This window comes from Sphingopyxis sp. (assembly GCF_040216815.1).
Classification (GTDB): Bacteria; Pseudomonadota; Alphaproteobacteria; order Sphingomonadales; family Sphingomonadaceae; genus Sphingopyxis.
Genome location: NZ_JAVJOJ010000004.1, coordinates 269,723 through 296,259, shown reverse-complemented (window position 1 = coordinate 296,259; position 26,537 = coordinate 269,723). Strand labels below are relative to the sequence as shown.

26 protein-coding genes are annotated in these 26,537 nt (G+C 65.9%); 17 read left to right on the top strand and 9 right to left on the bottom strand.

Annotation, left to right across the window (positions count from 1 at the left end; all coding sequences use genetic code 11):
- Positions 1-3: 3 nt before the first annotated feature.
- A complete protein-coding gene (locus tag RIA72_RS05260; RefSeq protein WP_350031269.1) occupies positions 4-2,133 on the top strand; it encodes a TonB-dependent receptor in 2,130 nt (709 codons plus the stop codon).
- Between the two features lie 142 nt (positions 2,134-2,275).
- Here RIA72_RS05260 and RIA72_RS05255 read toward each other — a convergent pair whose 3' ends face one another.
- The gene (locus RIA72_RS05255) at positions 2,276-3,652 is read right to left on the bottom strand and encodes a spinster family MFS transporter (protein WP_350031268.1); all 1,377 of its coding nucleotides are present in this window, start codon (positions 3,650-3,652) and stop codon (positions 2,276-2,278) included.
- A 144-nt stretch (positions 3,653-3,796) separates the two neighbouring features.
- On the opposite strand from RIA72_RS05255, the gene RIA72_RS05250 reads away from it, so the two are divergent.
- On the top strand, positions 3,797-5,980 hold the full coding sequence (locus RIA72_RS05250; RefSeq protein ID WP_350031267.1) for a TonB-dependent receptor: 2,184 nt from the start codon (positions 3,797-3,799) through the stop codon (positions 5,978-5,980).
- Positions 5,981-6,046: 66 nt separating this feature from the next.
- Positions 6,047-6,517 (top strand): DUF3237 domain-containing protein, encoded by a 471-nt coding sequence (locus RIA72_RS05245; protein ID WP_350031266.1) that lies wholly within the window; start codon positions 6,047-6,049, stop codon positions 6,515-6,517.
- A 153-nt stretch (positions 6,518-6,670) separates the two neighbouring features.
- Here the strand turns inward: RIA72_RS05245 and RIA72_RS05240 are convergent, their stop codons facing one another.
- Positions 6,671-7,474: an HpcH/HpaI aldolase/citrate lyase family protein gene (locus RIA72_RS05240; protein ID WP_350031265.1), complete on the bottom strand. Its 804-nt coding sequence runs from the start codon at positions 7,472-7,474 to the stop codon at positions 6,671-6,673.
- Between the two features lie 85 nt (positions 7,475-7,559).
- On the opposite strand from RIA72_RS05240, the gene RIA72_RS05235 reads away from it, so the two are divergent.
- Both RIA72_RS05235 and RIA72_RS05230 read left to right on the top strand, forming a co-directional pair.
- Entirely contained in the window at positions 7,560-8,474 is a 915-nt protein-coding gene (locus RIA72_RS05235) for an SPFH domain-containing protein (RefSeq protein WP_350031264.1), read from the top strand.
- Position 8,475: 1 nt separating this feature from the next.
- Positions 8,476-8,922, top strand: coding sequence for an NfeD family protein (locus RIA72_RS05230; RefSeq protein WP_350031263.1), 447 nt, complete (start codon positions 8,476-8,478; stop codon positions 8,920-8,922).
- Positions 8,923-9,020: 98 nt separating this feature from the next.
- Here RIA72_RS05230 and RIA72_RS05225 read toward each other — a convergent pair whose 3' ends face one another.
- Complete coding sequence (locus RIA72_RS05225; RefSeq protein WP_350031262.1) at positions 9,021-9,641, bottom strand: GNAT family N-acetyltransferase; 621 nt, start codon at positions 9,639-9,641, stop codon at positions 9,021-9,023.
- A gap of 35 nt (positions 9,642-9,676) precedes the next feature.
- On the opposite strand from RIA72_RS05225, the gene proB reads away from it, so the two are divergent.
- Together proB and RIA72_RS05215 are read left to right on the top strand one after the other, a co-directional pair.
- Complete coding sequence (gene proB / locus RIA72_RS05220) at positions 9,677-10,783, top strand: glutamate 5-kinase (protein WP_350031261.1); 1,107 nt, start codon at positions 9,677-9,679, stop codon at positions 10,781-10,783.
- Positions 10,784-10,830: 47 nt separating this feature from the next.
- Positions 10,831-11,730, top strand: coding sequence for an NAD-dependent epimerase/dehydratase family protein (locus tag RIA72_RS05215; RefSeq protein ID WP_350031260.1), 900 nt, complete (start codon positions 10,831-10,833; stop codon positions 11,728-11,730).
- Between the two features lie 43 nt (positions 11,731-11,773).
- Here RIA72_RS05215 and RIA72_RS05210 read toward each other — a convergent pair whose 3' ends face one another.
- The 4 genes from RIA72_RS05210 to RIA72_RS05195 form a co-directional block, all read right to left on the bottom strand.
- The gene (locus RIA72_RS05210) at positions 11,774-12,313 is read right to left on the bottom strand and encodes a hypothetical protein (protein WP_350031259.1); all 540 of its coding nucleotides are present in this window, start codon (positions 12,311-12,313) and stop codon (positions 11,774-11,776) included.
- 31 nt (positions 12,314-12,344) lie between these two features.
- Complete coding sequence (gene fabG, locus RIA72_RS05205) at positions 12,345-13,085, bottom strand: 3-oxoacyl-[acyl-carrier-protein] reductase (protein WP_350031258.1); 741 nt, start codon at positions 13,083-13,085, stop codon at positions 12,345-12,347.
- 26 nt (positions 13,086-13,111) lie between these two features.
- Positions 13,112-14,050 carry an ACP S-malonyltransferase gene (gene fabD / locus RIA72_RS05200; protein WP_350031257.1) on the bottom strand — a complete coding sequence of 313 codons (939 nt, stop codon included), beginning with the start codon at positions 14,048-14,050 and terminating at the stop codon, positions 13,112-13,114.
- A gap of 128 nt (positions 14,051-14,178) precedes the next feature.
- Positions 14,179-15,006, bottom strand: a complete 828-nt coding sequence (locus tag RIA72_RS05195; protein ID WP_350031256.1) for an LD-carboxypeptidase — start codon at positions 15,004-15,006, stop codon at positions 14,179-14,181.
- Between the two features lie 153 nt (positions 15,007-15,159).
- On the opposite strand from RIA72_RS05195, the gene RIA72_RS05190 reads away from it, so the two are divergent.
- The 4 genes from RIA72_RS05190 to rplI all read left to right on the top strand — a co-directional run bounded on the left by RIA72_RS05190 (position 15,160) and on the right by rplI (position 17,957).
- Positions 15,160-16,548 (top strand): Mur ligase family protein, encoded by a 1,389-nt coding sequence (locus tag RIA72_RS05190; RefSeq protein WP_350031255.1) that lies wholly within the window; start codon positions 15,160-15,162, stop codon positions 16,546-16,548.
- A gap of 158 nt (positions 16,549-16,706) precedes the next feature.
- Entirely contained in the window at positions 16,707-17,072 is a 366-nt protein-coding gene (rpsF, locus tag RIA72_RS05185) for a 30S ribosomal protein S6 (protein WP_194955022.1), read from the top strand.
- Between the two features lie 11 nt (positions 17,073-17,083).
- Positions 17,084-17,308, top strand: coding sequence for a 30S ribosomal protein S18 (gene rpsR / locus RIA72_RS05180; protein ID WP_089217216.1), 225 nt, complete (start codon positions 17,084-17,086; stop codon positions 17,306-17,308).
- A 13-nt stretch (positions 17,309-17,321) separates the two neighbouring features.
- Positions 17,322-17,957 (top strand): 50S ribosomal protein L9, encoded by a 636-nt coding sequence (gene rplI / locus RIA72_RS05175; RefSeq protein ID WP_350031254.1) that lies wholly within the window; start codon positions 17,322-17,324, stop codon positions 17,955-17,957.
- A gap of 73 nt (positions 17,958-18,030) precedes the next feature.
- On the opposite strand, the gene RIA72_RS05170 is transcribed toward rplI, so the two are convergent.
- Positions 18,031-18,912 (bottom strand): LysR substrate-binding domain-containing protein, encoded by an 882-nt coding sequence (locus RIA72_RS05170; protein ID WP_350031253.1) that lies wholly within the window; start codon positions 18,910-18,912, stop codon positions 18,031-18,033.
- A 95-nt stretch (positions 18,913-19,007) separates the two neighbouring features.
- On the opposite strand from RIA72_RS05170, the gene bla reads away from it, so the two are divergent.
- Together bla and RIA72_RS05160 are read left to right on the top strand one after the other, a co-directional pair.
- Positions 19,008-19,874 (top strand): subclass B3 metallo-beta-lactamase, encoded by an 867-nt coding sequence (bla, locus tag RIA72_RS05165; RefSeq protein ID WP_350031252.1) that lies wholly within the window; start codon positions 19,008-19,010, stop codon positions 19,872-19,874.
- A gap of 84 nt (positions 19,875-19,958) precedes the next feature.
- Complete coding sequence (locus RIA72_RS05160; protein ID WP_350031251.1) at positions 19,959-21,029, top strand: energy transducer TonB; 1,071 nt, start codon at positions 19,959-19,961, stop codon at positions 21,027-21,029.
- Positions 21,030-21,051: 22 nt separating this feature from the next.
- Here the strand turns inward: RIA72_RS05160 and RIA72_RS05155 are convergent, their stop codons facing one another.
- Positions 21,052-22,230, bottom strand: coding sequence for an SPOR domain-containing protein (locus tag RIA72_RS05155; RefSeq protein WP_350031250.1), 1,179 nt, complete (start codon positions 22,228-22,230; stop codon positions 21,052-21,054).
- A gap of 258 nt (positions 22,231-22,488) precedes the next feature.
- Between RIA72_RS05155 and RIA72_RS05150 the strand changes: the two genes are divergently transcribed.
- The 4 genes from RIA72_RS05150 to RIA72_RS05135 all read left to right on the top strand — a co-directional run bounded on the left by RIA72_RS05150 (position 22,489) and on the right by RIA72_RS05135 (position 26,529).
- The gene (locus RIA72_RS05150) at positions 22,489-23,211 is read left to right on the top strand and encodes an AAA family ATPase (RefSeq protein WP_350031249.1); all 723 of its coding nucleotides are present in this window, start codon (positions 22,489-22,491) and stop codon (positions 23,209-23,211) included.
- A gap of 17 nt (positions 23,212-23,228) precedes the next feature.
- Positions 23,229-23,924, top strand: a complete 696-nt coding sequence (locus RIA72_RS05145) for a hypothetical protein (protein ID WP_350031248.1) — start codon at positions 23,229-23,231, stop codon at positions 23,922-23,924.
- 22 nt (positions 23,925-23,946) lie between these two features.
- Positions 23,947-25,347 carry an SPOR domain-containing protein gene (locus RIA72_RS05140; RefSeq protein ID WP_350031247.1) on the top strand — a complete coding sequence of 467 codons (1,401 nt, stop codon included), beginning with the start codon at positions 23,947-23,949 and terminating at the stop codon, positions 25,345-25,347.
- A gap of 144 nt (positions 25,348-25,491) precedes the next feature.
- The gene (locus tag RIA72_RS05135) at positions 25,492-26,529 is read left to right on the top strand and encodes a hypothetical protein (protein ID WP_350031246.1); all 1,038 of its coding nucleotides are present in this window, start codon (positions 25,492-25,494) and stop codon (positions 26,527-26,529) included.
- The last annotated feature ends 8 nt before the right edge of the window (positions 26,530-26,537 follow it).

The following is a 26,537-nucleotide window of genomic DNA, read 5'->3' as shown; positions in this document are numbered from 1 at the left end:
CCCATGCGTTTTCTCTCTTCCGCCGGTTTCACCCTCACCCTTGTCCTCTCGGCGCCCGCCCTCGCGCAGGACCGCACAGCGACCGGCAGCGACGACGATGTACACACTCGCGAACCGATCATCGTCACCGCGCCCTATGTGCGCAGCCTGGACATCCTCGGCAATGTTTCGGTGCTCGAAGGCGACGAGTTGGCGCGCGACCTCCGCGGCCAGATCGGCGACAGCCTGACGCGGCAAGCCGGCGTTTCGGCGACCAGTTTCACCCCCGGCGCCTCTCGCCCCGTACTGCGCGGCTTTTCGGGCGAGCGCGTCCGCGTTTTGACCGACGGCATCGGATCGATCGACGTGTCGAATACCTCGGCCGACCATGCGGTAACGATCGACCCGCTCACCGTCGAGCGCGTCGAAATCCTGCGCGGTCCGGCGGTGCTGCTGTTCGGCAGCCAGGCGATCGGCGGGGCGGTGAACCTGTTCGACCGCCGCATCCCGCGTAAGGTGCCCGGCGATCACGTGCATATCGACGCCATTGGTGGCTATGCCACCGCCGCCGACGACCGCAACGTCGGGGCGTCGATCGACGTCGCCCTCTCACCGCAGATCGTCGCGCATCTCGACGGCAGCTGGCGCAAGACCGGCGATGTGCGCACGGGCGGCTTTGTCTATGCCCCCGCATTGCGTAACGAGCTTTTGCACCTCGCCGAGCACGAAGCCGAAGAAGGCCATGCCGACGAGGCCGCCGAACTGACCGAGCAGGCGGGGTCGCGCGGCAAGGTGGCGAACACGGCCAGCGAAACCTGGACAGCCGCTGGCGGCCTGTCGCTGATCAACGACGGCGGCCAGCTCGGCATTTCGGTGAGCTATTTCGATAGCAATTACGGCGTGCCGTCGCGGCCGAATACCGCGCACGACCACGGCCACGACGACGAGGATGACGATCACGGCCACGAGCATGGTGAGGGCCCGGTGACGATTGGCCTCAAGCAGTGGCGCGCCGATTTGCGTGGGGAGGTCGAAATGGGCGACGGCTTTTTCGACAAGCTGCGCATCCGCGCGGGTTATGCCGATTACGAACATACGGAGTTCGAAGGGGATGAGGTCGGCACCGTCTTTACCAACCAGGGCGTCGAAGGCCGGCTGGAACTGGCGCAGAATGACCGCGGCGGTTGGCGCGGCGCGAGCGGGGTGCAATACAGCCACCGCGATTTCAACGCGATCGGCGCCGAAGCCTTTGTCCCGCGCAACCTGACCGACCAATTCGCGCTGTTCACGCTTCAGGAATGGCAGGCTGGTCCGTTGGGCATCGAGGCGGCGGCGCGTTTCGAAAGCACGAACGTCCGTGCGCCGACGCTGGGGATCGAGCGCGATTTCGACGCCTTCTCGGGCGCACTCGGCGCCAATTATGAGCTGGCCGACGGCGTGAAATTCGGCGTCTCGGTCGCCCGCGCCGTGCGCGCGCCCTCGGCCGAGGAGCTTTTCTCCAACGGCCCGCATATCGCGACCCAGTCGTTCGAGGTCGGCAATCCGGATCTCCAGCGCGAAGCGAGTTGGGGTGCCGAGGCGTCGTTCAAGCTCAAGACCGACGGCTTCAACCTCAACCTTGCGGCCTATTCCAACTGGTTCGACAATTTCATCTATTCCAATGCGACCGGTGAAGAGGAGGATGAACTTCCCGTCTTCCAATATTTCCAGCGCGACGCACGCGTCTGGGGCTTCGAAGCCGAGGCGAGCGCGCGGCTGGCGCAGATCGGCGGGTTCAACATTGTCGCCGACGCGACGGCCGACATGACGCGCGCGAAAATCAAGGGCGGGCTCGACCAACATGCGCCGCGCATTCCCGCGCTACGCGTTCTCGGTGGGCTGGAAGCACAGGGCGAGCGGATCGACGCACGCGCCGAAGTCGAATGGACCGACGACCAGACGCGCATCGCGCCGTTCGAGACGGCGACAAAGGGCTTTACCCTGGTCAACGCATCGATCAGCTGGCGCCCGCTTCCCGACAGCCGCAACCTGACGCTCAGCCTGGCCGCCAACAACATCTTCGACGTCGAGGCGCGCCGTCACGCCAGCTTCACCAAGGATTATGTGCCGCTGGCGGGCCGCGACATTCGCCTCACCGCGCGGGCGAGCTTTTAACCTGCCATCATCGCGGCGAAGAGGGCAGCATCGCAATCATAATTCGGTCGAGGCCGGGTTGCCGATTGTCGCGGCGAAGTCGAATATATCCCACCCCGGCGAGCCGCGCGCCGGGATGGGCTTTTCGGGAACCTGAAGGGACTCAGCCGGTTGCCTTCGCCGTTTTGGCAAGATCGCGCGCGAAAGCCGAAAAGCCCGCGGTCAGGATAATTGCGGCAAGCGGCAGCGCGACGCCCGTTACCAAGGCGATCGAATAGCGCAGCGCACCGTCGTCGGCGAAAAGATGGTCGGTAAGGAGCGCCATCAACATCGGACCGAAGCCGAGCCCAGTGAGGTTGACGACGAAGAAATAGAGCGCGGTGACGCGCGCGCGATATTCGTTCGGCGTGATGAATTGCAGCGCCACCGTTCCGACGCCGTGCATGGTCAGCATCGGAAAGGCGATGGCAAGCATGACGAAGGCCAGCGTCGCAGTCGGCATCAGCGCCGCTGCGAGCAGCGGCGGCCCGCCGAGCAGGATCGAAAGGCGCATCACGCGCAGATGCGAATCGGCGACGCCGCGGGCAAACAGCCGGTCGGCGAGCGTCCCGCCCATCACAAGTCCTGCCGCGCCGCCGGTCGCCATGATCACGCCGAACCAAAAACCGGCCTCTGACACCGCCATGCCATAAGTGCGCGCGAAGAAGGTCGGCACCCATGCGATCACGCCGTACATGACGAGCCCGATCAGCGACATGCCCGCGAACAACGCGCCCAGGGCGACGCGCTGCCTTTTCAGATGCACCAGGAAACCCGGCGCCGCGTCGCTGCGCGGTCCGGCTTTCGCGAGCCCGCGTCGCAGCGGCTCTCGGATCGTCAGCAGCAATAGGCAGATCAGCAGCCCCGGCGCGGCGACCCACAGAAAGATCGTCCGCCACGCATCGACCGCGCCGATCAGCGGCAGGTCAACCATCGGTGCCGCGAGCACCGTCTGGACGACGAAGGAACCGAGGATCATCGCAACACCCGCGCCGAGCGGCACACCGATCGAATAAACCGCCATCGCGCGCGCAAGCTTGTCGCGCGGAAACATGTCGCTGAGCATCGAATAAGCGGCCGGCGACAGCGCCGCTTCGCCGACCCCCACCCCCATGCGCGCGAGGAACAGCGTCGCATAGCTTCCGGCAAAGCCGCAAGCCGCAGTCATCGCGCTCCACAGCGCCACGCCCGATACAATGAGGTTCCGGCGGTTCCAGCGATCGGCGATCCACGCAATCGGCAACCCCAGCAGCGTATAAAAAAGCGCAAAGGCGAGCCCGATCAGCAGGCTCACCTCGGTATCCGAAATATCGAGTGCGGCGCGAATCGGCGCAACGAGCAGGCTGAGGATCATCCGGTCGACAAACGACAGGGTATAAGCGAGCAGGAGAACGCCGACGGCGTACCAGCTATAGGCGGGGCGCGGCCAATCCGCTGACGGGTCTCCCGCGTCGGGAACGATCGTGGCATGCGAACCGGCTTCCGCGCTCTGTGTCGCCATCGATCCCATTCTCCCGAATGCCGCTCGCTCTTGCACCGCGAGCCGGCCTGATATATAGAAACAGTTACTTAGAAAACTAAGTAAATTTGCCGCCGAGTCAAGCCTGATCGGATGAGCAAAGGACAACGTGTTGGGAGACGCGAGATGACCAATTTCCACAGGAAGCAATCCGCCCTCTTTTTGGCCGGCGCCGCCGCCGCGGCGCTGCCCGCTTCCGTCGCCGCGCAGGAAGCCGGCGACGCAAGCGGCGACATCATCGTGACCGCCCAGCGCCAGGAACAAAGGCTACAGGATGTTCCCGTCTCGGTTACGGCCTTCGGCGCCGATCAGCTCCGCGACAACAGCATCGAAACGGTGCAGGATATCGCAATCCGTACGCCGGGCCTTGCGGTGAGCGCGGTCGACCCCATCAACACCAATTTCGCAATGCGCGGCATCGGCAGCGCGCCGGGGATCAGCCAGAATGCGGGCGGCGACCCGTCGGTCGTCGTTTTCGTCGATGGCGTTTACGCCGGACGCGGCGGTACGCCCGATCTCGACGCCCTCGATCTTGAGCGCGTCGAAGTGCTGCGCGGGCCGCAGGGAACCTTGTTCGGCAAGAACGCGATCGGCGGCCTTGTCCAGTTCATCAGCCGCAAGCCGACCGACGAAGAAAGCTTCTATTTCGAGGGCACCTACGGAAATTATGATCGCGTCGGCGTGATTGCGCGCGGCAACATGGCGCTGACGGACAATATCTATCTGTCCGCGGGCCTGTCGCACAAGCAGCGCGACGGCTTCGAATATAATGAATCGACCGGCAATGACGTCAACGACCTCAACCTGACGACGGGGCGTATCGCGCTGCGTTTCGTGCCGACCGACACGCTCGACATCATCCTGCGCGCCGAAGTGGCGCGCCAGGACCAGAGGGGCAATCCCCGCCACAACAATTGCGACGCAAGTTTCAATAATGGAATTCACTGCGTCGGGATCAACCCCGATCCGCGCGTGGTGAACGCCTATATCGACGGCGAGGTCAAGCGCACGATCCAAACCTATTCGGCGGAGGCCAATCTCGACCTGCCCTTCGGCACGCTGACGTCGCTCACCGCGCTGCGCAAGGTGAAGTTCAACTTCGTCACGCCGTTTTTCAGCAACCCCATCAACCCGCCGGCGCAGATCGAATCGACCAGCTTTGGCGAGGAAGACAATAGCCAGTTCAGCCAGGAACTGCGCCTCGCCTTCGATGCGTGGGGCGGGCGCCTGAAAGGCCAGACGGGCATCTATTTCCTCAAGGAGAACAACGACCGCGTCGAAGGGCAGATCCAGGATTTTCCGACCCCCGCCATTTCGGGAACGGGCATCTATCCGCAATCGGTCAACGCGCGCAGCGTTGCGATCTTCGGCCAGGTCGATGTGGAGATCGTCCCGTCGCTGACCGCGACGCTCGGCGCGCGCATGACCTGGGAACGCAAGAGCGGCCGCTTCGCGGGTTTCAAGGCCGACAGCGGCCCCGGCCTGCCACCGCCGCTGGGATCGCTCGCAGGCTATGATGTAACGGGCAAGAAGAACTGGAAAGCCTTCACGCCGCGCTTTGCGCTCAACTGGAAAGCGAGCGACGACATCCTTCTCTACGCCTCGGTTGCCCGCGGCTATAAAAGTGGTGGTTTCCAGGGGATTTCGGGAACGGCGGCGGGGGCGTCGACTCCCTATGACCCGGAATTCGCCTGGGGCTATGAGGTCGGGGCCAAGACCGACTGGTTCGACCGCCGCCTGCGGCTCAACGTCGCAGCCTTTCGCACCGATTATTCGGATCTTCAGATCTCGCAGCTTATCCCGCTGTGCTGCGTCGTCGTCACCAACGCGGCGAAAGCGCGGATCAAGGGGGTGGAGGTCGAGGCAGTGGCCCGTCCCTTCGAGGGCTTCCAGATCGACGGCAGCTATGCCTATCTCGACGCGAAATTCACCGAATATACGATCCCCGGCCAGAACTATACGGGCAACCGCCTGCCGCGATCGCCGAAGAACAAGTTCAACATCGGCGGACAGGTCGAGGCTCCGCTGGGCGACCTGTCGGCGAAGCTGCGCGTCGATTACAGCTGGGTCGACGATGCCTTTTTCGAGGCGTCGAACATCCCGCAGCAGCTTTGGCCGTCGCATGAGAATCTGGACGCCCGCCTGTCGCTTTCGGGGCCCGGCGATCGCTGGGAGCTATCGCTGTGGGGCAAGAATCTGACCGATGAGCTGACGCCGACCTATGTTACCTATTTCGGCCCGTTCCGTCAGATACTGACCCCCTATGCGCCGCCGCGCACCTATGGCGTGACGGTCGCCTTCAAGATGTGATCCCGCGCGCGCGGCGGCACCGACTTTCGCCGCCGCGCCCCTGTTCTTCGAAAAAGGAAATGATCGATGGACGAACCCCGTTTCCGCTACCTCTGTTCCTACCGCGCCGCCTTCACCGAACCGCAGCAGATGGTCGGAAAGGCGCATTTCGGACGCCGCATGATCGCCGCGCTGACCGGCGGCGAAGTCACGGGCGAACGCCTGCACGGACGCGTGATGCCAAGCGGCGGGGATTGGGCGACGATTGACGACCGCGACACGCTGCGGCTCGATGCGCGGATCACGCTGGAGACGCATGATGGCGCGCTGATTTATGTTTCCTATCGCGGAGTTTTGCGTCCGCTGTCGGCCGCCCACAAACATGCGCGGAACGGCGGGCCGCAAACACCGGAGGAAAAGGCCGAGGTCTATTTCCGTACCACGCCGATGTTCGAAACCGGGGACGAACGCTATCTTTGGCTCAACGACATCGTCGCTGTCGGGCTCGGCGCGAGTATTGGCGGCGCGGTGCGCTACGACGTCTTCGAACTGCTTTAGGGGGCCAAGACCCACATCGGGCGGGAAAGGGGCCGTTCGGTCAGAGATCCAACGTCGAGTCAGACAGCCTGATCATGCCGTTCTTTGGCTTTCCGGAGAGGGACCAGAAAGTTACAATAAAATGTCCCGCGAAGGTCGACCTGACGCAGAGGTTCAACGCCCCGCCCGCTCCAGCAAAGCCCTCGCCGCGACGACGTGCATATCCTCGATCATCCGGCCTTCGTGGCGCTGCGCTCCGCCCGTTGCAGCGGCGACAAGCGCCTCGGCCGCTACGATCTCGCGCTCCGAAGGGGCGAAGGCGGCGTTGCACGGATCGACCTGCGACGGGTGGATCAGCGTCTTGCCGTCGAAACCCAGCCGGCGGCCTTCGGCGGCTTCGTTCGCAAAGCCCGCGGCGTCGTCAATCGCATTATAAACGCCGTCGAAACACCATATCCCGCCCGCGCGCGCCGCGAGCACGATCGCCTGAATCGCATGGCTCATCGCGCCGCGGTCCATTCCGTCCGGCAGCTTCAGTTCGTGCGCCAGATCATTGAGCCCCGCGATCAGCCCGGCAACCGCGGTATCCGCAGCGATGTCGCGCGCAGCATAAATGGCGATCGGCGTCTCTATCATCGCAAGCAATGGCAGGCCAAGCCTCCGCGCGGCGTCCAGATCGGCCGGCGCGTCGACCTTGGGCAGGACGACCGCGTCGATCGCCAGGCCCGCCAGCGCGTCGATGTCCGTCCCCTGATGCGCGCTGCCTGCGCCATTGATCCGTACCGCAACGCGCTTTCCCGGATAGCCCGCCGTCACCGCCGCACGCATCGCCGCACGCGCCTCGGCCTTGCGATCCTCGGGGACGGCATCCTCCAGATCGATGATCAGCATATCGGCGGCGAGTCCCTGCGCCTTTTCGAGCGCGCGAGCGTTCGACCCCGGAACATAGAGCAGCGAGCGCGGAGCAAAGTCGGTCATGCGCTTTTCTGTGGCGCAGGCGCGCCATTGCCGCAATAAGGAAGGCGGGTTTGCAAAGACGCTTGTTTGCAAAAGGGGATGATCGATGGAATTCGCAATCGCACTGGTGGTTCTGGCGCTGGTGTTCCTGATCTGGGCGCTGACGCCCGTGAGGCAGGGCTTTGCCTATACGATCGAACGCTTCGGCCGTTACACGCATACCGCGCAGCCGGGGCTCAACTTCATCATGCCGATCTTTGACCGGGTGGGCCGGAAAGTGAACATGATGGAACAGGTGCTCGACATTCCGGGGCAGGAAATCATCACCAAGGACAATGCGATGGTCGCGGTCGACGGGGTGGTGTTCTTTCAGGTGCTCGACGCGGCCAAGGCGGCCTACGAGGTAAGCGACCTTTACCTCTCGATCATGAACCTGACGACGACCAACCTGCGCACCGTCATGGGATCGATGGACCTCGACGAGACCCTCTCGAAACGCGACGAGATCAACGCGCGGCTGCTCCACGTCGTCGACGATGCAACGACGCCGTGGGGCGTCAAGATCACGCGCGTCGAGATCAAGGACATCCGCCCGCCCGCCGACATTTCGAACGCGATGGCGCGGCAGATGAAGGCCGAGCGCGAAAAGCGCGCCGCGATCCTTGAAGCGGAGGGGCTGCGCGCGTCCGAAATCCTGCGCGCCGAGGGTGAGAAGCAGAGCCAGATCCTTGAGGCCGAAGGCCGCCGCGAGGCCGCCTTCCGCGACGCCGAAGCACGCGAACGCGAGGCCGAGGCCGAAGCGAAAGCGACGCAGATGGTCAGCGACGCGATCGCCAGCGGCAATGCGCAGGCGATCAACTATTTCGTCGCGCAGAAATATGTCGAGGCGGTCAGCCAGTTTGCGACCAGCCCGAACAGCAAGACGATCCTGTTCCCCGTCGAAGCGACGCAGTTGATCGGCACTTTGGGCGGGATCGGCGAACTCGCGCGCGACGCGATCGAACGCAAGACGGGAGCCTGAGATGCCCGACTGGCTTGCCAATATGGAACCGCATTGGGCGTGGCTGTCGCTCGGCGTTCTGCTCGCGGCGGCGGAGATCGTCGCGCCGGGCTTTTTCCTCATCTGGATCGGCGCCGCGGCGATCGTTACCGGCGTCATCGCGTGGATCGTCCCGCTCAGCGTCCCGTTCCAGCTCGGCATCTTTGCCGTGCTGTCGTTCGTCGCGCTCTATGGCGGGCGTCGCTGGCTCAAGGCCAATCCGATCACGACCGCTGACCCGCATCTCAACCAGCGCGGCGGCCGCCTGATCGGCGAAGTGCTGATCGTGACCAAGGCGATCGAGGATGGACGCGGGCGCGCGAAAGTCGGCGATGGCGAATGGCCTGTGCGCGGCCCCGACGCCGCCGAGGGCAGCAAGGTCCGCGTCGTCAGCGCCGATGGCGGCGTACTGGTGGTCGAGGTCGTGTAGCTCCATGCTTGTTCGTCATCCCGGCGAAGGCCGGGATCTCGCCGGTGCGTCAATCCGACAGGGTGAGATCCCGGCCTTCGCCGGGATGACGGAAGGCGTTACCCACCCCGCGGCCGCGCATAAATCGCCACCACATGCCCCAGCGCGTCGCTGTCACCGATGCGGCGGAAACCGAGCTTGGTCGACACACGTTCCGATGCGTCATTGCCCAGATCGATGATGCAGCGCACTTCGTTTGCGTCGAGGTTCGCGTCCGCCCAGCTAAGCGCCGCGGTCATCGCCTCGGTCGCATAACCCGCGCCCCAATGGTCGGCGTCGAACGCCCAGCCTGCCTCGGGCATCCCTTCGAGTTCGGCGATGCCGCGGCAGAAATAGCTGAGGCCGCCCATGCCGATCAGCGCGTCGCTCGCCTTGTCGGCGAACACCCAATAGCCAAAGCCCATCACCGGCCACAGTCCCGCCGAGCTCAAAAACTTCCCCCAGCTCACGTCAGGCGCGCGCGGTTCGCCGCCGATGAAACGCGTGACGCGCGCATCGGCCCACATTGCGATATGCGTATCCTTGTCCGACAGGCGCCCGGGGCGCAGGCGCAGGCGTTCGGTTTCGATGACGGGGGCGATGTTCGACATCGGCCGGATGTGCCCATGGCGAGGCGCGCGGTCAACCGGGTTCGGCAACCGGCCGAACAGGTCGTGCAGCGCCGCCTTTGACATTCGCATTGGCGCGCGGTCGTCGCCGCGCTATCGGCTGCGGAATGAGCCTGTTTCCACCCGTCTCCTGCCCGCGGCTGATCGTCAAGATCGGATCGGCGCTGCTCGTCGATCCAGATGGAGCGGTACGGCGCGACTGGCTGGCGGGGATCGCGGCCGACATCGCCGAGCGCGCGCGCGCGGGGCAGCAGGTCGCGGTGGTGTCGTCGGGCGCCATCGCATTGGGCGCGCGGCGGCTGGGACTGTCCAAGGGCGGCCGCGCGAGCCTTGAGGATGCCCAGGCGGCCGCGGCGACCGGCCAGATCGCGCTCAGCCAGGTTTGGGCCGAGGTGCTCGGCGCCGAAGGTTTGACCGCGGCACAGATGCTGGTGACGCTCGGCGATCTTGAACATCGACGGCGCTATCTGAACGCCGCGGCAACGCTCGACCGCCTGCTCAGCCTTGGCGTCGTCCCGATCATCAATGAAAATGACAGCGTCGCGACCGAGGAAATCCGCTTTGGCGACAACGACCGGCTCGCGGCACGCGTCGCGCAGGCTGCGGCGGCGCGCGGCGTCATCCTGCTGTCCGACATCGACGGGCTCTACGACCGCAACCCTGCGCTGCCGGGCGCGGTCCATATCGCGCGGATCGACAGGATCGATTCGGGCATCGAAGCGATGGCCGACACCGGATCGGCGTCGGGCATGGGATCGGGGGGCATGGTGTCGAAAATCGCCGCCGCCCGGATCGCCAATGCCGCGGGCGCGCACCTCGCCATCGCATCGGGCCGCATCGACCGGCCATTGTCGACCGAGGCGCGGCACAGCCTGTTCGTCGCCGAGCGCGGCGCCAGTGCGCGCAAGGCGTGGCTCGCGGGCGGATTGACCGCCGAAGGACGGCTGACGATCGACGCGGGCGCGGTCAGGGCGCTCGCGGGCGGCGCCAGTCTGCTCGCCGCGGGGGTCACGGCGGTGTCGGGCGTCTTTGCACGCGGCGCCATCCTCGACATCGCCGGGCCCGATGGCCGCGTCGTCGCGCGCGGCCTCTCCGAATATCCCGCCGCCGACGCAGCCGCGATCCTCGGCCTCGGCCGCGAGGCGCAGGAGGCCGCGCTCGGCTACGCGCCGCGCAGCGCCATGGTCCACCGTGACCATCTGGTGCTGCTGTGACCTCCCCTCCCCGTTCCGGGGAGAAACAGGCCAGGCGCGTGCTGGCGATGACCGGCGCGACCGGTTTCGTCGGCGGCGCGACGCTCAGCCACGCGATCGAAGCGGGCTGGCACGTCCGCGCGCTCACCCGCCGCCCCCAGCCCGAACGTCCAGGCGTGACGTGGATCGCGGGCGCGCTCGATAATAAGGCGAGCCTTGCCGAGATGAGCGCGGGCGCCAATGCCGTCATGCACATCGCCGGCGTGGTAAACGTACCGAATCGCGCGGCTTTCGAGGCTGGCAATGCGACCGCCACCGCCAATGTGATCGCTGCCGCGCGCGCTTCCGGCGTGTCGCGCTTCGTCCATGTCTCGTCGCTCGCGGCGCGCGAACCCGCGCTTTCCGACTATGGCTGGTCGAAGGAGTGCGCCGAAGCTGCGGTGCGAGCAAGCGAACTCGACTGGACGATCGTGCGTCCGCCCGCAGTGTTCGGCCCCGGCGACACCGAAATGCTCGACCTGTTCCGCATGGTCCGCCGCGGGATCGCGCTGCTCCCGCCGCGCGGCCGCATGTCGGCGATTTATGTCGACGACCTCGCCCGCCTGCTCGTCGCGCTTGGGGCCGAGAACCAGACGAGTTGCAGTCAGCTTTACGAACCCGACGATGGCACGCCCGGAGGCTGGTCGCATCGGGGGTTCGCCCGCGCGATCGGCCGAGCGGTGGGGCGGCCTCATGTGCCGACGCTCACCACCCCAGCCCTGCTGCTCAAGGCAGGCGGGCGGATCGACAGGTTCGTCCGCCGCGGCCGCGCCAAGCTGACCCCCGACCGCGCGCGCTATATCGCGCATCCCGACTGGGTGGTGAGCGAAGGCGCGCGCCCGCCCGCCGCGATCTGGCGCCCCGAACATGATACCGACGAAGCGCTCGCCGAAACCGTACGCTGGTATCGCCGCGAAGGCTGGCTCTGAAATATCCGCCTGGCGGGCGACCGATCGCGCACGCGATACCGCATCAGAAAGCGAGCAGCTTGCGCTTGTTCCAATAAATCGATGTTGCCGCGGCATAGGCGCCGACCTTTTCCCAGACCGCGCCGTCGATCTTTTCAATATCGACCCCCGCCTCGATATAGGCCTGCACGATCTTCATAATCTGTTCCTCGCTCATTTCCGACGACAGATCGGGGTTCGTGCCCGCCGGCCCGAAGTCGAGCGCGCGGTCGACAACGCCGGGGGCAAGATCGAGATTCGCAATGTCCACCGCCAGCCATTCGCGCGAAATCCGCGCAAGGCTGTAGTCGAAATAATCTCCCTTGCGCTCGTCGGCGATGGCGTGGCGCGCGACGCACCGGTCGGTGATCGTCGCCAGTTCCTTGAACAGGGCATCGCGCGATGCCTCGTCGCCGGCACCCGCCATCGCGGCGCCGATCAAATCCTTTGTCCCTGCCGGCACCGATGCGACGACGCAGTCGAATTTTTCGCCTTCCTGTGCCGATGCTGCCGCTGGCAGCGGCGTCAGCATCAGCCCCGCTGCGGCAATCCAGAATCTCGTCATCGGCAATTCCCTTCGCGATCGACCGCAGCGCTCAGGATAGCATGGCCATGCCGCCGTTGACATGCAATGTCTGGCCGGTGACATAGCCCGCCTCCTTCGACGCGAGATAGACAACCGCGGCGGCAATGTCGTCGCCCTCGCCCATCCGGCCCGCGGGGATACGCTGGTTGAGCACCTCCTTCTGTGCGTCGGGCAGGTCGTCGGTCATCGCCGTCGCGATAAAGCCCGGGGCGACGCAATTGACCGTCACCCCGCGGCTCGCCAGTTCCTGTGCCAGCGCCTTCGTCATGCCGGTGACGCCTGCCTTGGACGCCGCATAATTGGCCTGCCCCGGATTGCCCGTCGCGCCGACGACGCTGGTGATCGAGATGATGCGGCCGAAGCGCGCCTTCATCATCGGCTTCGCGGCGGCGCGCGCAAGGCGGAAATTGGCCTCAAGGTTGATCCGGATGACGTCCGACCATTCCTCGTCCTTCATGCGCAGGATGAGGTTGTCGCGCGTCACCCCGGCATTGTTGACGAGAATGTCGAGCTGGCCGAGCGCCTCGACCGCCGCGGGCACGAGCGCATCGACCGCCGCTGCGTCGCCGAGATTGCACGGCAAGGCGACGTGATCGCCGCCCAGGCTGTCGCGAAAGGCATTGAGCTTGTCGACATTGGAGCCCGACACTGCGAGCCGCGCGCCCTGCGCCGCGAGTGCCTGCGCGATCGCGGAACCGATACCGCCCGAAGCGCCGGTGACAAGGGCGGTCATGCCGGTGAGATCGAACATCTGTGTTTCTCCTGAAATCGTTGAGCTTAAAGTGTTTTGAGCAGTGCTTCGATGTCGTCCATCGACATCACGCTGACCGTCTCGACCTCTCCGCTCGCGCTGCGCTTGACCATCGGCGAGAGGACCTTGCCGCCGAATTCGACGAACTGGCCGACGCCGATATCTTCCATCGATGCGACGCTTTCGCGCCAGCGGACGCGGCCGGTGACTTGTTGCACCAGCAAATCCCGGATCGTGTCGGCGTCGCTCACCGGGCTGGCGGTGACGTTGGCGACGACGGGGACCAGCGGCGCCGCCGGCGGGGTCGCGCCGAGCGCCTCGGCCATCGCGTCGGCGGCTCCCTGCATCAGCGGACAGTGGAAGGGCGCCGATACGGGCAGCAGCACGCCGCGCTTGATGCCGTAATCCTTGACTAATGCCACCGCGCGCTCGACCGCGCCCTTGTGGCCCGAGATCACGACCTGCGACGGGTCATTGTCGTTGGCGACGGTGCAGACCTCGCCCTCGGCTGCCGCGTCGGCCAGTTTCTGCGCGGTTTCGACATCGGCGCCGAGCAGCGCCGCCATCGCGCCGACGCCGACCGGCACCGCCGCCTGCATCGCCTGGCCGCGCGTCTTCAAGAGCCGCGCCGTGGTCGCAAGGTCGAACGCGCCCGCAGCACAGAGCGCGCTATATTCGCCAAGACTGTGGCCCGCGACATAATCGGCCTTGGCGGCAAGCGTCACGCCGCCTTCCTTTTCGAGCACGCGCAGCGTTGCGATCGCGTTCGCCATGATCGCAGGCTGGGCATTTTCGGTGAGGGTGAGTTGGTCGTCCGGCCCTTCGCTCATCAGCTTGAACAGATGCTGGCCGAGCGCATCGTCGACCTCCTGAAACACCTCGCGCGCGATGGTCGATGCTTCGGCGAGCGCCTTGCCCATGCCAACCGACTGGCTGCCCTGACCCGGAAAGATGAATGCGCGCATGACCTTGCCCCTTATCGTCGCCCCCGCGAAGGCGGGGGCCGCTGGAATTTCATATCTCGCCATCGGTATAGAGCCGACAACGGCCCCCGCCTTCGCGGGGACGACGGAAAGGGCAAGCGCCTATTCCTTCACCCCGCGCGATGCAAGCCGAAGGGGACGACCTTGTTCGCGGCGTCATGGCCGATGTCGGCGCGGCCGAGCCAGGCGATTCCGGCGCGCGCGCACCAGTCGCGGGCAATTTCTTCGGCGTCCATGCCGAACGGCCGATCATTTTCGGGGATGTCGCTCACGCGGCCGAGCCGGATGCCCGCCAGCCCGCGCGGCGCGAGATAGTTTGCGACATGAAAAAAGGCGCGGTCGAACGCATAGAGATATTCGCTGACCTCCTCGACGAGCAGAACATGGCCGGAAAGGTCGGGCTCGAGCGGGGTGCCGAGCATCATCGACAGTGTCATCAGGTTGAACGCCGCATGGCGCGCGCCATGCTCCAACCCCGGCTCGCACGCCGCGGGATCGCGCGCAACGAGCCAGTCGAGCGCGCGCGCGACCGCGACATCGCCCCCTTCGCGCCGAATATCGGCGACCATCGGCCCGTGCGCGACATGGTCGAAGCCCTCGCGATAAAGACAGCCGAGCAAATTTCCCTGGTCCGAATAGCCAAGGAAGGCCTTGCCGCGCGCGGTATCGGTCATCGCGGCGACCGCGTCCGCGGCGATCCGACAGGCGCCATAACCACCGCGCGCGAACCACACGGCGTCGATGTCGGAGCGGTTGGCCATTTCGACGAGCGCGGCGAAGCGGTGCCCGTCCTCGCCCGCGAAATGGCCGTGGACGGCAAAACATTGCGGATCGAATTCGAGTTCGACGTCGGGATAGCCGAGACTGGCGATCGCGCGCACCGCCTCGGCATCGTCGGGAAGAATGGAGGTAGAAGGGGCGACGATGCCAATGCGCATAAAACGGCCTTTGTTTTCCGTTCGTGTCGAGCGAAGTCAAGACACCCATCGACATGGCGCCGGGCCGAGGGGCATCTCGACTTCGCTCGATGCGAACGGGAAAGGGGATGCCGCTCTGTTGCAAACCCTTCGCCGACGCCATATCGCGCCGCGATGGCCGAAAACAAATCCTATTTCTTCTGCGGCATCGGCGGGTCGGGCATGTTGCCGCTCGCCATGATCGTCGCGGCGCGCGGCGCAAAGGTATCGGGCTCCGACCGCAGCCGCGACCAGGGCCGAACACCCGACAAATTTGCCTGGCTTGCGGAACAGGGCATCGAATTTTTCCCGCAGGACGGCAGCGGTCCGAAGGCCGGACAGATTCTCGTCGCCTCGGCGGCGATCGAGGACAGCGTTCCCGACATCGCGGCCGCCAACGCGCTCGGACTTTCCCGCATCACGCGCGCCGAGCTGAATGCGGCGCTGTTCAATGCGGCAGAGAGCGCAATCGGCGTCGGCGGAACCAGCGGCAAGTCGACCGTCACCGGGATGATCGGCTGGATCCTCGAAAGCGTGAAGCGCAAGCCGACGGTGATGAACGGCGCCGTGATGCGCAATTTCGCGAATGCGGACATGCCCTTTGCAAGCGCACTGATCGGCGGCGCGTCAACCTATGTCAGCGAGGTGGACGAAAGCGACGGGTCGATCGCGCTCTATCGGCCCGACGTCGCGGTCATCACCAACATCAGCCTCGACCACAAGAGCCTCTCCGAACTGCACCAGCTTTTCGGCGACTTCGCCGCAAAGGCGCGCGTTGCAGTGGTCAACGCCGACGATCCGGAATCGGCGGCGCTGCGGCGGACCGACAATATCGTCACCTTTGGCTTCGGGGAAAGCGCCGCGGTGCGCGGCAGCGATTTCGAAGCGCTGGCGGATGGGTGCCGCTTTACCGTCCATGCCGGCGGCACGGCCTATCGGGCAACGCTTCGGATGCCCGGCCGCCACAATGCCGCCAATGCGCTCGCCGCGATCGCGGCGGCGCACGCCGCCGGCGCAACCATCGCACAGGCGGTCGAGGCGCTCGGCGATTTCCTGGGCCTTGCGCGCCGCTATGAGGTGCTGGGGCAGGCACGCGGCGTCACGGTGATCGACGATTTCGCGCATAATCCCGACAAGGTCGCGGCGACGCTCGCCGCCGCCTCCGAACTGCCGGGGCGCGCCTTGTTCTTCTTTCAGCCGCACGGCTATGGGCCGCTGCGTCAGATGGGCAAGGAACTCGCCGCCAGCTTTGCGGCGGGGATGCGGCCCGGCGACCGGCTGTTCGTGTGCGACCCCGTCTATTTCGGCGGCACCGTCGACCGCAGTGTCGGCAGCGAGGCACTGGTCGCCGACATCCTCGCGGGCGGCGGCGATGCCGCCCATAGGACGACCCGCGCGGCGTGCGGCGCGGCGATCCTTGATGAAGCAAAAGCGGGCGACCGCATCCTGATCCTCGGCGCGCGCGACGACACCCTCACCGAATTCGGGCGGGAGCTGCTGGAAAAGCTCGCCCTCCGCGCTTGATTTCCACGCTCGAATCTGTATAGGCGCCCCCATTCGGGGCGAGGCCTTGTGCCGGTCGCCCCGTTTGTCTTGCACGAATACGCAGGGCCGGACGACAGCCGGAGGGATTTCGCGATTGGCGCGAAATCAGCGATCGGCCAAATCGAAGGAAGCGCATCATGCCGTTTTACGAGCATGTCTTTATCGCGCGTCAGGATCTGAGCCAGGCTCAGGTCGATGCGCTGGCGGAAACCGTCACCAACGTGATCGGCGAATATAAGGGCCAGGTCCACAAGACCGAGACCTGGGGCCTCAAGCAGCTCGCCTACAAGATCCAGAAGAACCGCAAGGGTCATTATGTGATGCTGTCGGCCGAAGTTTCGGGCGAAGCGATCGCAGAGATCGAGCGTCAGGCTGCGATCAACGAAGACATCATTCGCTGGATGACCATCAAGGTCGACGAGCTCGAAAAGGGTCCGTCGGTGATGATGCGCAAGCAGGAACGCCGCGGCGGCCGTGGCCGTGACCGCGACGGCGAAGAATAAGGAACAGCAATATGGCACGACCCTTTTTCCGCCGCCGCAAGACCTGCCCCTTCAGCGCGAAGGACGCACCGGTCATCGATTACAAGGACGTCCGCCTGCTCCAGGGTTACCTGTCGGAGCGCGGCAAGATCGTCCCGTCGCGGATCACCGCGGTGTCCACCAAGAAGCAGCGCGAGCTGGCCCGTGCGATCAAGCGCGCGCGCCACATCGGCCTGCTCCCCTACATTGTGAAGTAAGGAGGGCAGCGTCATGGAAATCATCCTGCTCGAACGTATCGAGAAACTGGGCGGTATCGGCGACGTCGTCACCGTCAAGAACGGCTTTGCCCGCAACTATCTGCTCCCGAACAACAAGGCGCTGCGTGCGAACGAAGCCAACCGCAAGCTGTTTGAAGCCAACCGCGCCAAGATCGAGGCCGACAACGCCGAACGCCGCACCGATGCCGAAGCCCGCGCCAAGGACATCGAAGGCAAGCAGATCGTCCTGATCCGCCAGGCGTCGAACACCGGCCAGCTGTACGGATCGGTCGCCGTCCGCGACATCGTCGAGGCGCTGGCCGACGACGGCGTCCAGGGCGTCACCAAGGCGATGGTCGAGCTCGAACGCCCGATCAAGTCGCTGGGTCTTGTCGACGTCAAGGTCAAGCTGCACCCCGAAGTCGTCGTGACCGTCGGCGTCAACGTCGCGCGTTCGCCCGACGAGGCCGAAATGCAGAGCCAGGGCATCGACGTCATCGCCGCGATGTTCGAGGAAGAACAGGCCGAAGCGGCCGCCGCGGCCCTCGAACCCGACAGCGAAGACGAGTTCGAAGATGCGACGCCGCCGTCCGAACTGGCTGACGAAGCCAGCGACGACGTCGCCGAGGAAGAGCCGAAGGAAGCCTGAGCCTCCTGACGGCCGAAGCCTTTACGAAAGGGCCGCGTTTCCCCAGGGGCGACGCGGCCCTTTTGCTATGGGCTCAGGCGCCGCCGCCCGCCGCGACTTCGGCGCGCAGCCAGTCGCGGAACCGCTGCATCGCCTCCGTCTCCGCGCGCGACATCAGGCGGGTCAGCCAATAACGTCCGGTATCGACCGCGATGGCAAAGGGTTGAACGAGCAGCTCCGCCGCAAGCTCGCGCGTGAACATCGACGGCGGTGCCAGCGCCACCCCCTGTCCCGCCGCCGCCGCAGCCGCCATCAGCGCCGAACTGTCGAAGACCGGCCCGCGCAGAAGCGGTACCGCGACGCCCGCGGCATCGAACCAGAGCGCCCATTCGTCGGCGCGGTAGGAGCGCAGCAAACGCTCTGAAACAAGGTCGGCCGGTGCCCGGAGGCGCGCGGCGACCAGAGGGGCGCAGATCGGTGCCATGGGCGCCGCAAGCAGCGGTTCGGCGTGCGTCCCGTGCCAGGCGCCATCGCCGAAGCGGATCGCATAATCGAGGCCCTCCCCCGCCAGATCGACGCGGTTGTTGTTCGTCGCGATGCGCAGATCGATCGACGGGTGCGCACGCGCAAAGGCGTCGAGCCGCGGCAGCAGCCAGCCGGTCGCGAACGTCCCCACAACGCCGACCTTCAGCGTCTCGCGAAAGCGCCCATCGGCATATTGATCGAGCGTGGCTGCGACGCGGTCGAACGCCTCCGATACCACGGGGACGAGCGCATGGCCTTCGTCGGTCAGCGCCAGTCCCCGCGGCAGGCGGTGGAACAGCCGCGTGCCCAGCCGCTTTTCGAGTTCGGCGACCTGGTGGCTGACCGCCCCCTGGCTGACGCACAGTTCGATCCCCGCGCGCGTGAAATTAAGATGGCGTGCCGCCGCTTCGAAGGCGCGCAGAGCGTTGAGAGGGAGCTGGGCACGATCCATGGCCCACCATCAATTATTCTCATGGCTTTGTCGAGAAATGATACTTTGTCGGGCGGCGCACGACCGGGCATTTCCAGCGGCGAAAGGAGAGAAGGATGATCGAAGCAATCGGCCTGTTCGCGTGGCTTGCAGGTGTCGGCGGCGCGCCGGTTCCGGCGACCGATCCGCTGACGCAGCCGATCGAGACGTCGCGATCGGCCGAATGGCTGGCCCCGGTTAAGCCTGAGAAGATTTTCGGCAAGACCTATGCGGTCGGCTTCGGCGGGTTGAGCGTTGCGCTGATCGACACCGGCAAGGGGCTGGTGCTGGTCGACGGAGCGTTGCCGCAGGCGGCGCCCGCGATCCTTGCCAATGTGCGCAAGCTCGGCTTCGATCCCAAAGACATCAAATATATTCTGAGCACCGAGCCACATTTCGACCATGCCGGCGGCCTCGCCGCGCTCGCGCGCGATACGGGCGCGACGGTCATCGCCAGCGAGCGCGGCGCCGAAGGGCTGCGCAGCGGGCGCCACGCGGCGGACGATCCGCAGCTTGGCTATGGCGGCAACTGGCCCGCCGTCGCGAACGTCCGCACACTGAAGGACGGCGAAGTACTGCGGCTAGGCAAGACGGCCATCACCGCGGTCGCAACGCCGGGCCACACGATGGGCAGCATGAGCTGGACCTGGCAAGCGTGCGAGGGGAAACGATGCAAGTCGGTCGTCTTTGCCGCGAGCCTCAACCCCGTGTCGGCCGAGGGCTATCGCTTTACCGCCAAGGCCGGCGCACCGTTTCTCAAGGGTTTCGAGGCAAGCTATCGCAAGATGAATGCCTTGCCGTGCGACATCTTGATCGCCGCGCATCCCGACAATGTCGGCGACGGGCGCTACAGCGAAAAGCCCGATGCGTGCCGCGCCTATGCCGACCGATCGCGCAAGGCGTTGGCGAAGCGGCTCGCGGAAGAGCGTGCTGGCGCGCGATAGCGTTTAATCGCGCTGTTTTTCAATCTTGTAAGCCGTCGCGATCCAGCTATTCTGATGCCCTCGTTTGGGTGGGGGGACTGGCCGATGTTGACTGCCGCCTTGCTGCTTGCGTCCGTTCCTCCGGCGGTCGTCGGGGCAAGCGGCGCGCCGCTACGAATGCTGAGATGGCAATCCGGCGAAATCCGCTGCAACGGCGAAGTCGTCGCCTCCTCGCAAATGCGGCGCCCCGATGTCGCGCTGGTGACGGCCGATCCGCAACGCGTACGAAGCGTCGGCTATCGCTTCGCCATCGACGGTTCCGGGCGGCCGCATTCGATCGAGCGCGACGAGACGGGATTCGTGCTCCACGCGCAAGACACCGGCCCGGCGCTTGCTGCCAGCCGCTTTTCCGCGGGCGCGGTGCGCAGCGACTGCACGATTCGCTATACGCCACGATTCGATCCGATCGAGCAGGCACCTCTCGGCGATCTCGCCGCCTATTCGATATTTCCCGCCGGGCTGACAAAGCTGCCTCCCGCGGGATGGAACCGGCTAATGCCGACCGGTGATTGCCGCGACAGGCCGCGTCCGGCTGTCCTGCTACGTGCCTATCCCGACTTTTCCAAGGTGGCGGCAACGCCGGGCGCGCGCGACTGGTCGCTCATCGCTTTCGATACCGATGCCGAGGGCCGCCCCGTCAACGCGCGCGTCGCGCACGCTTCGGGTAGCAGCGACCTTGACGCGGCGGCGGTCGAGGCAGTGCGCGCCTCACGTTTTACCGGCGGCGCCCGCACGGGCTGTCTCTATCCTTACTGGCGCGCGGCCGGGCGCTTGACGGCTCCCGATAAACCGGACGAGAGCGAGTTGCGTCCCGCCGACGCGAGCTGTCCCGCAAAGATCGAATGGACGACCCGGCCAAACACCCACTATCCCCCTGCCTATCGCCAGCGGGCGATCGAAGGCTGGGCCGTGCTGTCGTTCGACGCTGCGCCATGGGGCGAGATCGGCAATATCAGGATACTCGACGCGCAGCCGTCGGCGGACTTCGGGGATCAGGCGCTCCGCATCCTGCGCAGCGGCCGCATCGCGCCGTCAGCGCAGGGCGCAACGGGTTGCATCGAGACGGTGAAGTTCAAGATGCCCGATCATTACGGACAGTTCGCCGAGGACGAGTGACGAACACGTCGCCAAGGGCTCCCTATTTATCGACTACCAGACAGGCCTGCCCGTCCTTGCGCAGCGTGGCGCAGAAATTTTCGGCCGCCCCCTTGTTCGGAAAGCCGCCGGCCTGGAGGCGGGTAAGCTTGCCGCTCTTGACCAGATGGCGCTGGCGACCCGCAACGTCGGGATACTTCTTTTCCAGCGACGCCCAAAGGTTCCGGGCGTTCGCCTCGATCCCGAAGGCGCCGAGCTGCGCGCGCCACGGGCTTGCCGCCTGGTTGTCGACACGCGCGGGCGTGGGGGTCTCGACGATGGTGATCGGATCGGCATGGGATGGCTTGGGCGAATCCCCTGCCTTGACTGGCGGCGCGGCGTAGGTCGTGCCGGATTGCCCGGTCGCGGCCATGGCTTCGGCGGTGGCTTCGGCGGCGGCCGTCGCAGCCGCGGCGGCGGCGGGCGATGATGCGGCGGGCTTGCCGACCGGCGCGGGCGCGGGTTTCGTCGCGGCAATGACGGGCGGCGGCGTATAGCTGGTTCCCGGCGTCGAAGGCGGCAGGCTGGCGGTCTTGATCGGCGAGACCGGTGCAGCCTTCGGCTCGGGCGGCGCGGCGGCCGTCACCGCGGCAAGGCGCTCACGCTGTTCGCTGCGCTCCATCTCGGGAATCATCGCAAGGCCGCGCTGGCGCTGGTCGAACGGGATCAGGCTGTCGAGCTGGACCAGCCGCGCCGAAGCGATCGAAAGCCCCGCGTCGCTCGCGCGCTTCGTCAGTGCATAAGCGCGCGCCCAGTCGCGCTCGGCAAGGTCGCCGTTGAAGTGCGCGGTGCCGAGGACATATTGGGCCCGCGGTTCGCCGCGCGCCGCCGATTTGGCGATGAAGGGCATCGCCTCGTCGCGGCGGTTCGCGGTGAAGAGTATCAGGCCAAGATTGTCTTCGGCCTGCAAATGCCCCTGTTTGGCGGCGCGGCGATACCAGGCCTCGGCCTGGTTCAGATCGGTCGGAACGCCGCGGCCGAGCTTGTACGCCTGCCCCAGATTGAACTGTGCATCGGCGTCGCCGACCACCGCCAACGGGCGCCATTCGGCCACCGCCGACTGATAGTCGCCCGCCTGCCACGCATCCACCCCGGCCTTGACGTCGGCGCGTGCCGGCCCCGAAAGCGTCGATGCCGCCAGCAGCGGCAGTGCCAGCATGGCAAGGGTGCGAAAAGAAGGCATGTTGTTCTCCAATGACTTGCGCCGCGTGCGCACGGCCGCAGTCCCCGGGATCGTCATAGCGCAAAATGGCTAACACGGTGTTAGCAGCAATTCAGGGCGCACCGAATCCGAACCATAATGGGACATATCGGACTTAGGAGCTTGTTTACCACGATCGCGAACAGGTCGTTCACTCTCTTTTTATCATCGTTAACTCAATTTTAGCGCCCTGCATGGCATCCCTTCGCCGATTTTACGGATTTCCGAGGGGGTAACGCAGTGCGCGTATTGGCATTGGCTTCACAGAAGGGCGGGTCGGGTAAAACCACCCTGTCGGGGCATCTGGCGGTGCAGGCGCAGCTTGCCGGCTCCGGGCCCGTCGTCCTCATCGACATCGACCCGCAGGGCTCGCTTGCCGACTGGTGGAACGAGCGCGAAACCGACCTTCCCGCCTTTGCGCAGACGACCGTTGCGCGGTTGGCATCGGACCTCGAAATTCTGCGTCAGCAAGGGTTCAAGCTGGCCGTCATCGACACGCCGCCCGCCATCACCATGGCTATCCAGAGCGTGATTTCGGTCGCCGAGCTGATCGTCGTTCCGACGCGTCCCAGTCCGCACGACCTGCGCGCCGTCGGCGCCACGGTCGACCTGTGCGAACGCGCGGGCAAGCCGCTGGTGTTCGTCGTCAACGCCGCGACCCCGAAAGCCAAGATCACCAGCGAAGCCGCAGTCGCGCTGTCGCAGCACGGCACGGTCGCGCCGGTCACGCTGCACCACCGCACCGACTATGCCGCGTCGATGATCGACGGCCGCACCGTGATGGAAGTCGATCCCAACGGCCGTTCGGCCGAAGAGGTCCGCCAGCTCTGGACCTATATGAACGACCGGCTCGAAAAGAATTTCCGCCGCACCGTTTTCGCCGCGCCGATGCCTCAGCAGGGCAGTTACGGCACGGTTCGCCCGATGGGCGGTGGTTTCGGCCGCCGCATTGCCGGCCAGTGACGGGAGGGACAGGAACCATGGGCGAACCGAAACCCCTCGCATCGCTGAGCGCCGGACTGTTGGCGCGCAAGGGCGGCGCACGCCCCGCAATGCGCCGCCAGCCGCTTGGCAGCGGCCCCGCGCCGATGGGCGGTATGGGCTATGACGACCTCGGCTGGAATGACATGGGCTATGATGTCGATCCCGACCAGTCGGATGCCCCCGACCGGATGGTCGATCTGAAGCCGCTGCTCACGGGATCGGTGCTGGCGCACAATGCCGAAGCCGAACATGCCGTCGACGAAAGCGAAGGCCACGACCTCGTCGCCGGATCGCTCGACGCCGATCGGGGCGTCGACCAATTTGTCGCCGAAGCGCCGGAGACGGGGCTGGAGATGGCGCCGGAGATGGCCGAGGTTCCCGAAGTCGTCCGCCAGCAGGAATCGCTCATCGAGCGCGTCGCCGCGGTGGCGCGCAAGGTCGAGGCGCGCCCCGCACCGGCTGCAAAGCGGGAAAAGGCGCCAAGCGCACTGCGGGCCCGCGAAAAGGCTGCCTTTACCTTGCGTCTCGACGCCGAACGGCACCTTCGCCTGCGGCTCGCCAGCGCAGTCACCAACCGTTCGTCGCAGGTGATCCTCACCGAATTGCTCGACAATTATCTCGCCACGCTACCCGAAATCGACGCGATGGCGAGCCGCCTGCCCGCCGCACGCCCGGCCCGCGGCCAACGCTGAACGCCATCAAGGGGGACCCGACATGAACCGCAAGATGCTGAAGAACCTGGCCGTTTCGGGCTTCGTGCTCGGCGTAGCAACGGGTTGCAGCGGCATGGGCAAGATGGCCGATGCGCCGTCGCGCGCCGCCGGCGCGCCGATTATGGCCAGCAAATCCGCCGACAAGGCGCGCGACGCGCTCGAAGCGGGCAAGCCGAGCAAAGCCGTCAGCCTTGCCGAGGCTGCGGTCGCTGCTAGCCCGCGCGACGCCGGTTTTCGCGCGCTTCTGGGGCAGGCCTATCTGAACGACGGCCGCTTTGCATCGGCCGCCTCCGCGCTCTCCGAAGCGATGGAGCTTGGAGCAAACGACAGCAGCACAATCCTCTCGCTCGCGCTCACCGAAATAGCGCGCGGCCGCAACAGCGACGCCATTACGCTCCTTACGCGGCACCGTGACACCGTCCCCGCGTCGGACCTGGGCCTCGCGCTCGCGCTGGCGGGTGACAGCGCCGGGTCGCTCTATGTTCTGGGCGAGGCCGCACGAGCCGAAGGGGCCGACGCCCGGACGCGCCAGAATTTTGCCCTCGCACTCGCGCTCTCGGGCCGCTGGGCGCAGGCGCGCATCGTCGCGTCGCAGGATCTTTCGCTCGCCAAGCTTGAAGGGCGGATGGCCGAATGGTCGAAGCTGGCCGAACAGCCGAACGCCGCGGTGCGCGTTGCCAGCCTGATCGGCACCAGTGCGCAGCAGGATGCGGGAATGCCGGTCCGCCTGGCGCTCAGCAACTTTGCCGACACGCAGATGGCCGGTGCAGAGCCTGCCCGCAACGCCGCGGTCGAACTGGCGAGCGCCGACCCGGCGCCGGTCGCCGATTACGCGCCGCCGCCGGCTTTCGCCGACGCGGGGAGCGCGATCCGCAGCGTCGAGCTGCCGATGCCCGAACGCACGACCGAAGGCGTCGTGCCCGTCACCGAATTGCCGCAGCCGAAGCCGGCCGGCGAAATCATCCTGGCCGATGCGGCCCCCTATCGTGCCGCGCCCCGCGTCGCGGGCGAGGGGCGTATCCGCCCGGCGCAAAAACAGGCGCTCGAACTGGCAACGGTCATGGTGCCCAAAGCGATGGGCTTCGACGCCCAAAACCCCGACGGCTGGGCCGTGCAGCTCGGTGCCTATGACAGCCTGGCGATAGCCAAGGAAAAATGGGGTACGCTGAAAAAGCGCAACGCCATGCTCGGCAGCTTTCCCGCGTCCAGCCACGCTGCGACGGTGGGCGGCCGCACCTTCTATCGCCTGACGGTCAACGGGCTCGCTTCGCGCGCCGACGCGTCGAGCCTTTGCAATCAGTTGAAAGCGCAGGGCCAGGCCTGTTTCATCCGCGCGATGGGCGGCCGCGAAACGATCCAATGGGCAGCAAAGGCCAACCCGCTACGGCTCGCCTCGCGCTGATTTCAATTTTCCGTTTATTGGGAGAGGCGTGGTCGCAGGGCCGCGCCTCCCCGTTTTCGGGCATCTGTGATTTGCAACCGGACGGCTCATGGATCGCACTGTCAAAGCTGGCCAACCCGTGCCCACTTTCCTATGGCAAATGCGATGGCCGCACTTTCCCTTTCTGAACGCTTTGCCGCCGACGCAAGCCTGTTCCCCCATATGGCGGATCTCACAAACGACCGGGTGCTAGTCGCACAGATCGCCGAAGGCGATTATCGCAGCGCAAGTTTTCTCGACCAGCGCTTGATCACCGACCGGGTCGGGCGCGAATGGGTGCCGTGGACGGCGCTACCGGACCTTGGGCCGGCCGCACCGCATCCGCATTTCATCTTTCACATCGGGCATGTCGGGTCCACGCTCGTCTCGCGCCTGCTGGCCGAGGTTGGCGATGTGTTGCCGCTCCGCGAACCGATGCTGCTGCGCACGCTCGCACAAGTCGCCGAACGGATCGACCGCCCCGAATCGCTGTGGCCGCCCGCGCTTTATGAAAAGCGGCTTGGTCAGGTGCGCGGCTGGCTGGGTCGCGGTTTCGGCCCCGGCCAGCAGGGGATGGTGAAAGCCTCGAGCGTCATCACTGCAATCGCCGACGATTTGACGGCGACGGATTCGCGCGCGCTGTTCCTCTATGTTCCATTACCGCGCTATATCGAGACGATCCTCGCCGGCGAGGCGTCGACGTCGGAAACGCTGGTCCAGGCTCCCGCACGTATGGCGCGGCTTGCCGCGCTGCTTCCCGACTTTCCTTTTGCACTGTGGCAGCTCGCGCCCGTCACGCGCGTGGCCATGAGCTGGCTTTGCGAGATGGCTAGTGCCCGGCGCCGGCTGCCACCGGATGATCCGCGCTTTCGATGGATGGACTTCGAGGCCTTTTTGCGCGACCCGACCTCCGCGCTTGCTGCGCAAGCCGCGCATTTCGGCCTTTCGGTCGGCGCCGACCAGATCGATGCTGTGCTCGCCGGGTCGATCATGCGTCAATATTCAAAGGCCCCCGAGCACGGCTATAGCCCCGATCTGCGCCGGCAGCTTCAGGCGGAAGCCGCCACCCGCCACGCCTCTGCAATTGCCGAGGCGATCGCATGGGTTGAAGCGATGGCGGCACGTTACAATAGCCTTGCCGACCTGCCGATCCACGGCCGATAGGAAGATTC

What these genes read in the sequence shown, in the direction of transcription:
- RIA72_RS05260 (WP_350031269.1), top strand. Translation starts at nt 4, where the DNA reads ATGCGTTTTCTCTCTTCCGCCGGTTTCACCCTCACCCTTGTCCTCTCG.
- RIA72_RS05255 (WP_350031268.1), bottom strand. Translation starts at nt 3,652, where the DNA reads ATGGCGACACAGAGCGCGGAAGCCGGTTCGCATGCCACGATCGTTCCC.
- RIA72_RS05250 (WP_350031267.1), top strand. Translation starts at nt 3,797, where the DNA reads ATGACCAATTTCCACAGGAAGCAATCCGCCCTCTTTTTGGCCGGCGCC.
- RIA72_RS05245 (WP_350031266.1), top strand. Translation starts at nt 6,047, where the DNA reads ATGGACGAACCCCGTTTCCGCTACCTCTGTTCCTACCGCGCCGCCTTC.
- RIA72_RS05240 (WP_350031265.1), bottom strand. Translation starts at nt 7,474, where the DNA reads ATGACCGACTTTGCTCCGCGCTCGCTGCTCTATGTTCCGGGGTCGAAC.
- RIA72_RS05235 (WP_350031264.1), top strand. Translation starts at nt 7,560, where the DNA reads ATGGAATTCGCAATCGCACTGGTGGTTCTGGCGCTGGTGTTCCTGATC.
- RIA72_RS05230 (WP_350031263.1), top strand. Translation starts at nt 8,476, where the DNA reads ATGCCCGACTGGCTTGCCAATATGGAACCGCATTGGGCGTGGCTGTCG.
- RIA72_RS05225 (WP_350031262.1), bottom strand. Translation starts at nt 9,641, where the DNA reads ATGCGAATGTCAAAGGCGGCGCTGCACGACCTGTTCGGCCGGTTGCCG.
- proB (WP_350031261.1), top strand. Translation starts at nt 9,677, where the DNA reads ATGAGCCTGTTTCCACCCGTCTCCTGCCCGCGGCTGATCGTCAAGATC.
- RIA72_RS05215 (WP_350031260.1), top strand. Translation starts at nt 10,831, where the DNA reads ATGACCGGCGCGACCGGTTTCGTCGGCGGCGCGACGCTCAGCCACGCG.
- RIA72_RS05210 (WP_350031259.1), bottom strand. Translation starts at nt 12,313, where the DNA reads ATGACGAGATTCTGGATTGCCGCAGCGGGGCTGATGCTGACGCCGCTG.
- fabG (WP_350031258.1), bottom strand. Translation starts at nt 13,085, where the DNA reads ATGTTCGATCTCACCGGCATGACCGCCCTTGTCACCGGCGCTTCGGGC.
- fabD (WP_350031257.1), bottom strand. Translation starts at nt 14,050, where the DNA reads ATGCGCGCATTCATCTTTCCGGGTCAGGGCAGCCAGTCGGTTGGCATG.
- RIA72_RS05195 (WP_350031256.1), bottom strand. Translation starts at nt 15,006, where the DNA reads ATGCGCATTGGCATCGTCGCCCCTTCTACCTCCATTCTTCCCGACGAT.
- RIA72_RS05190 (WP_350031255.1), top strand. Translation starts at nt 15,160, where the DNA reads ATGGCCGAAAACAAATCCTATTTCTTCTGCGGCATCGGCGGGTCGGGC.
- rpsF (WP_194955022.1), top strand. Translation starts at nt 16,707, where the DNA reads ATGCCGTTTTACGAGCATGTCTTTATCGCGCGTCAGGATCTGAGCCAG.
- rpsR (WP_089217216.1), top strand. Translation starts at nt 17,084, where the DNA reads ATGGCACGACCCTTTTTCCGCCGCCGCAAGACCTGCCCCTTCAGCGCG.
- rplI (WP_350031254.1), top strand. Translation starts at nt 17,322, where the DNA reads ATGGAAATCATCCTGCTCGAACGTATCGAGAAACTGGGCGGTATCGGC.
- RIA72_RS05170 (WP_350031253.1), bottom strand. Translation starts at nt 18,912, where the DNA reads ATGGATCGTGCCCAGCTCCCTCTCAACGCTCTGCGCGCCTTCGAAGCG.
- bla (WP_350031252.1), top strand. Translation starts at nt 19,008, where the DNA reads ATGATCGAAGCAATCGGCCTGTTCGCGTGGCTTGCAGGTGTCGGCGGC.
- RIA72_RS05160 (WP_350031251.1), top strand. Translation starts at nt 19,959, where the DNA reads ATGTTGACTGCCGCCTTGCTGCTTGCGTCCGTTCCTCCGGCGGTCGTC.
- RIA72_RS05155 (WP_350031250.1), bottom strand. Translation starts at nt 22,230, where the DNA reads ATGCCTTCTTTTCGCACCCTTGCCATGCTGGCACTGCCGCTGCTGGCG.
- RIA72_RS05145 (WP_350031248.1), top strand. Translation starts at nt 23,229, where the DNA reads ATGGGCGAACCGAAACCCCTCGCATCGCTGAGCGCCGGACTGTTGGCG.
- RIA72_RS05140 (WP_350031247.1), top strand. Translation starts at nt 23,947, where the DNA reads ATGAACCGCAAGATGCTGAAGAACCTGGCCGTTTCGGGCTTCGTGCTC.
- RIA72_RS05135 (WP_350031246.1), top strand. Translation starts at nt 25,492, where the DNA reads ATGGCCGCACTTTCCCTTTCTGAACGCTTTGCCGCCGACGCAAGCCTG.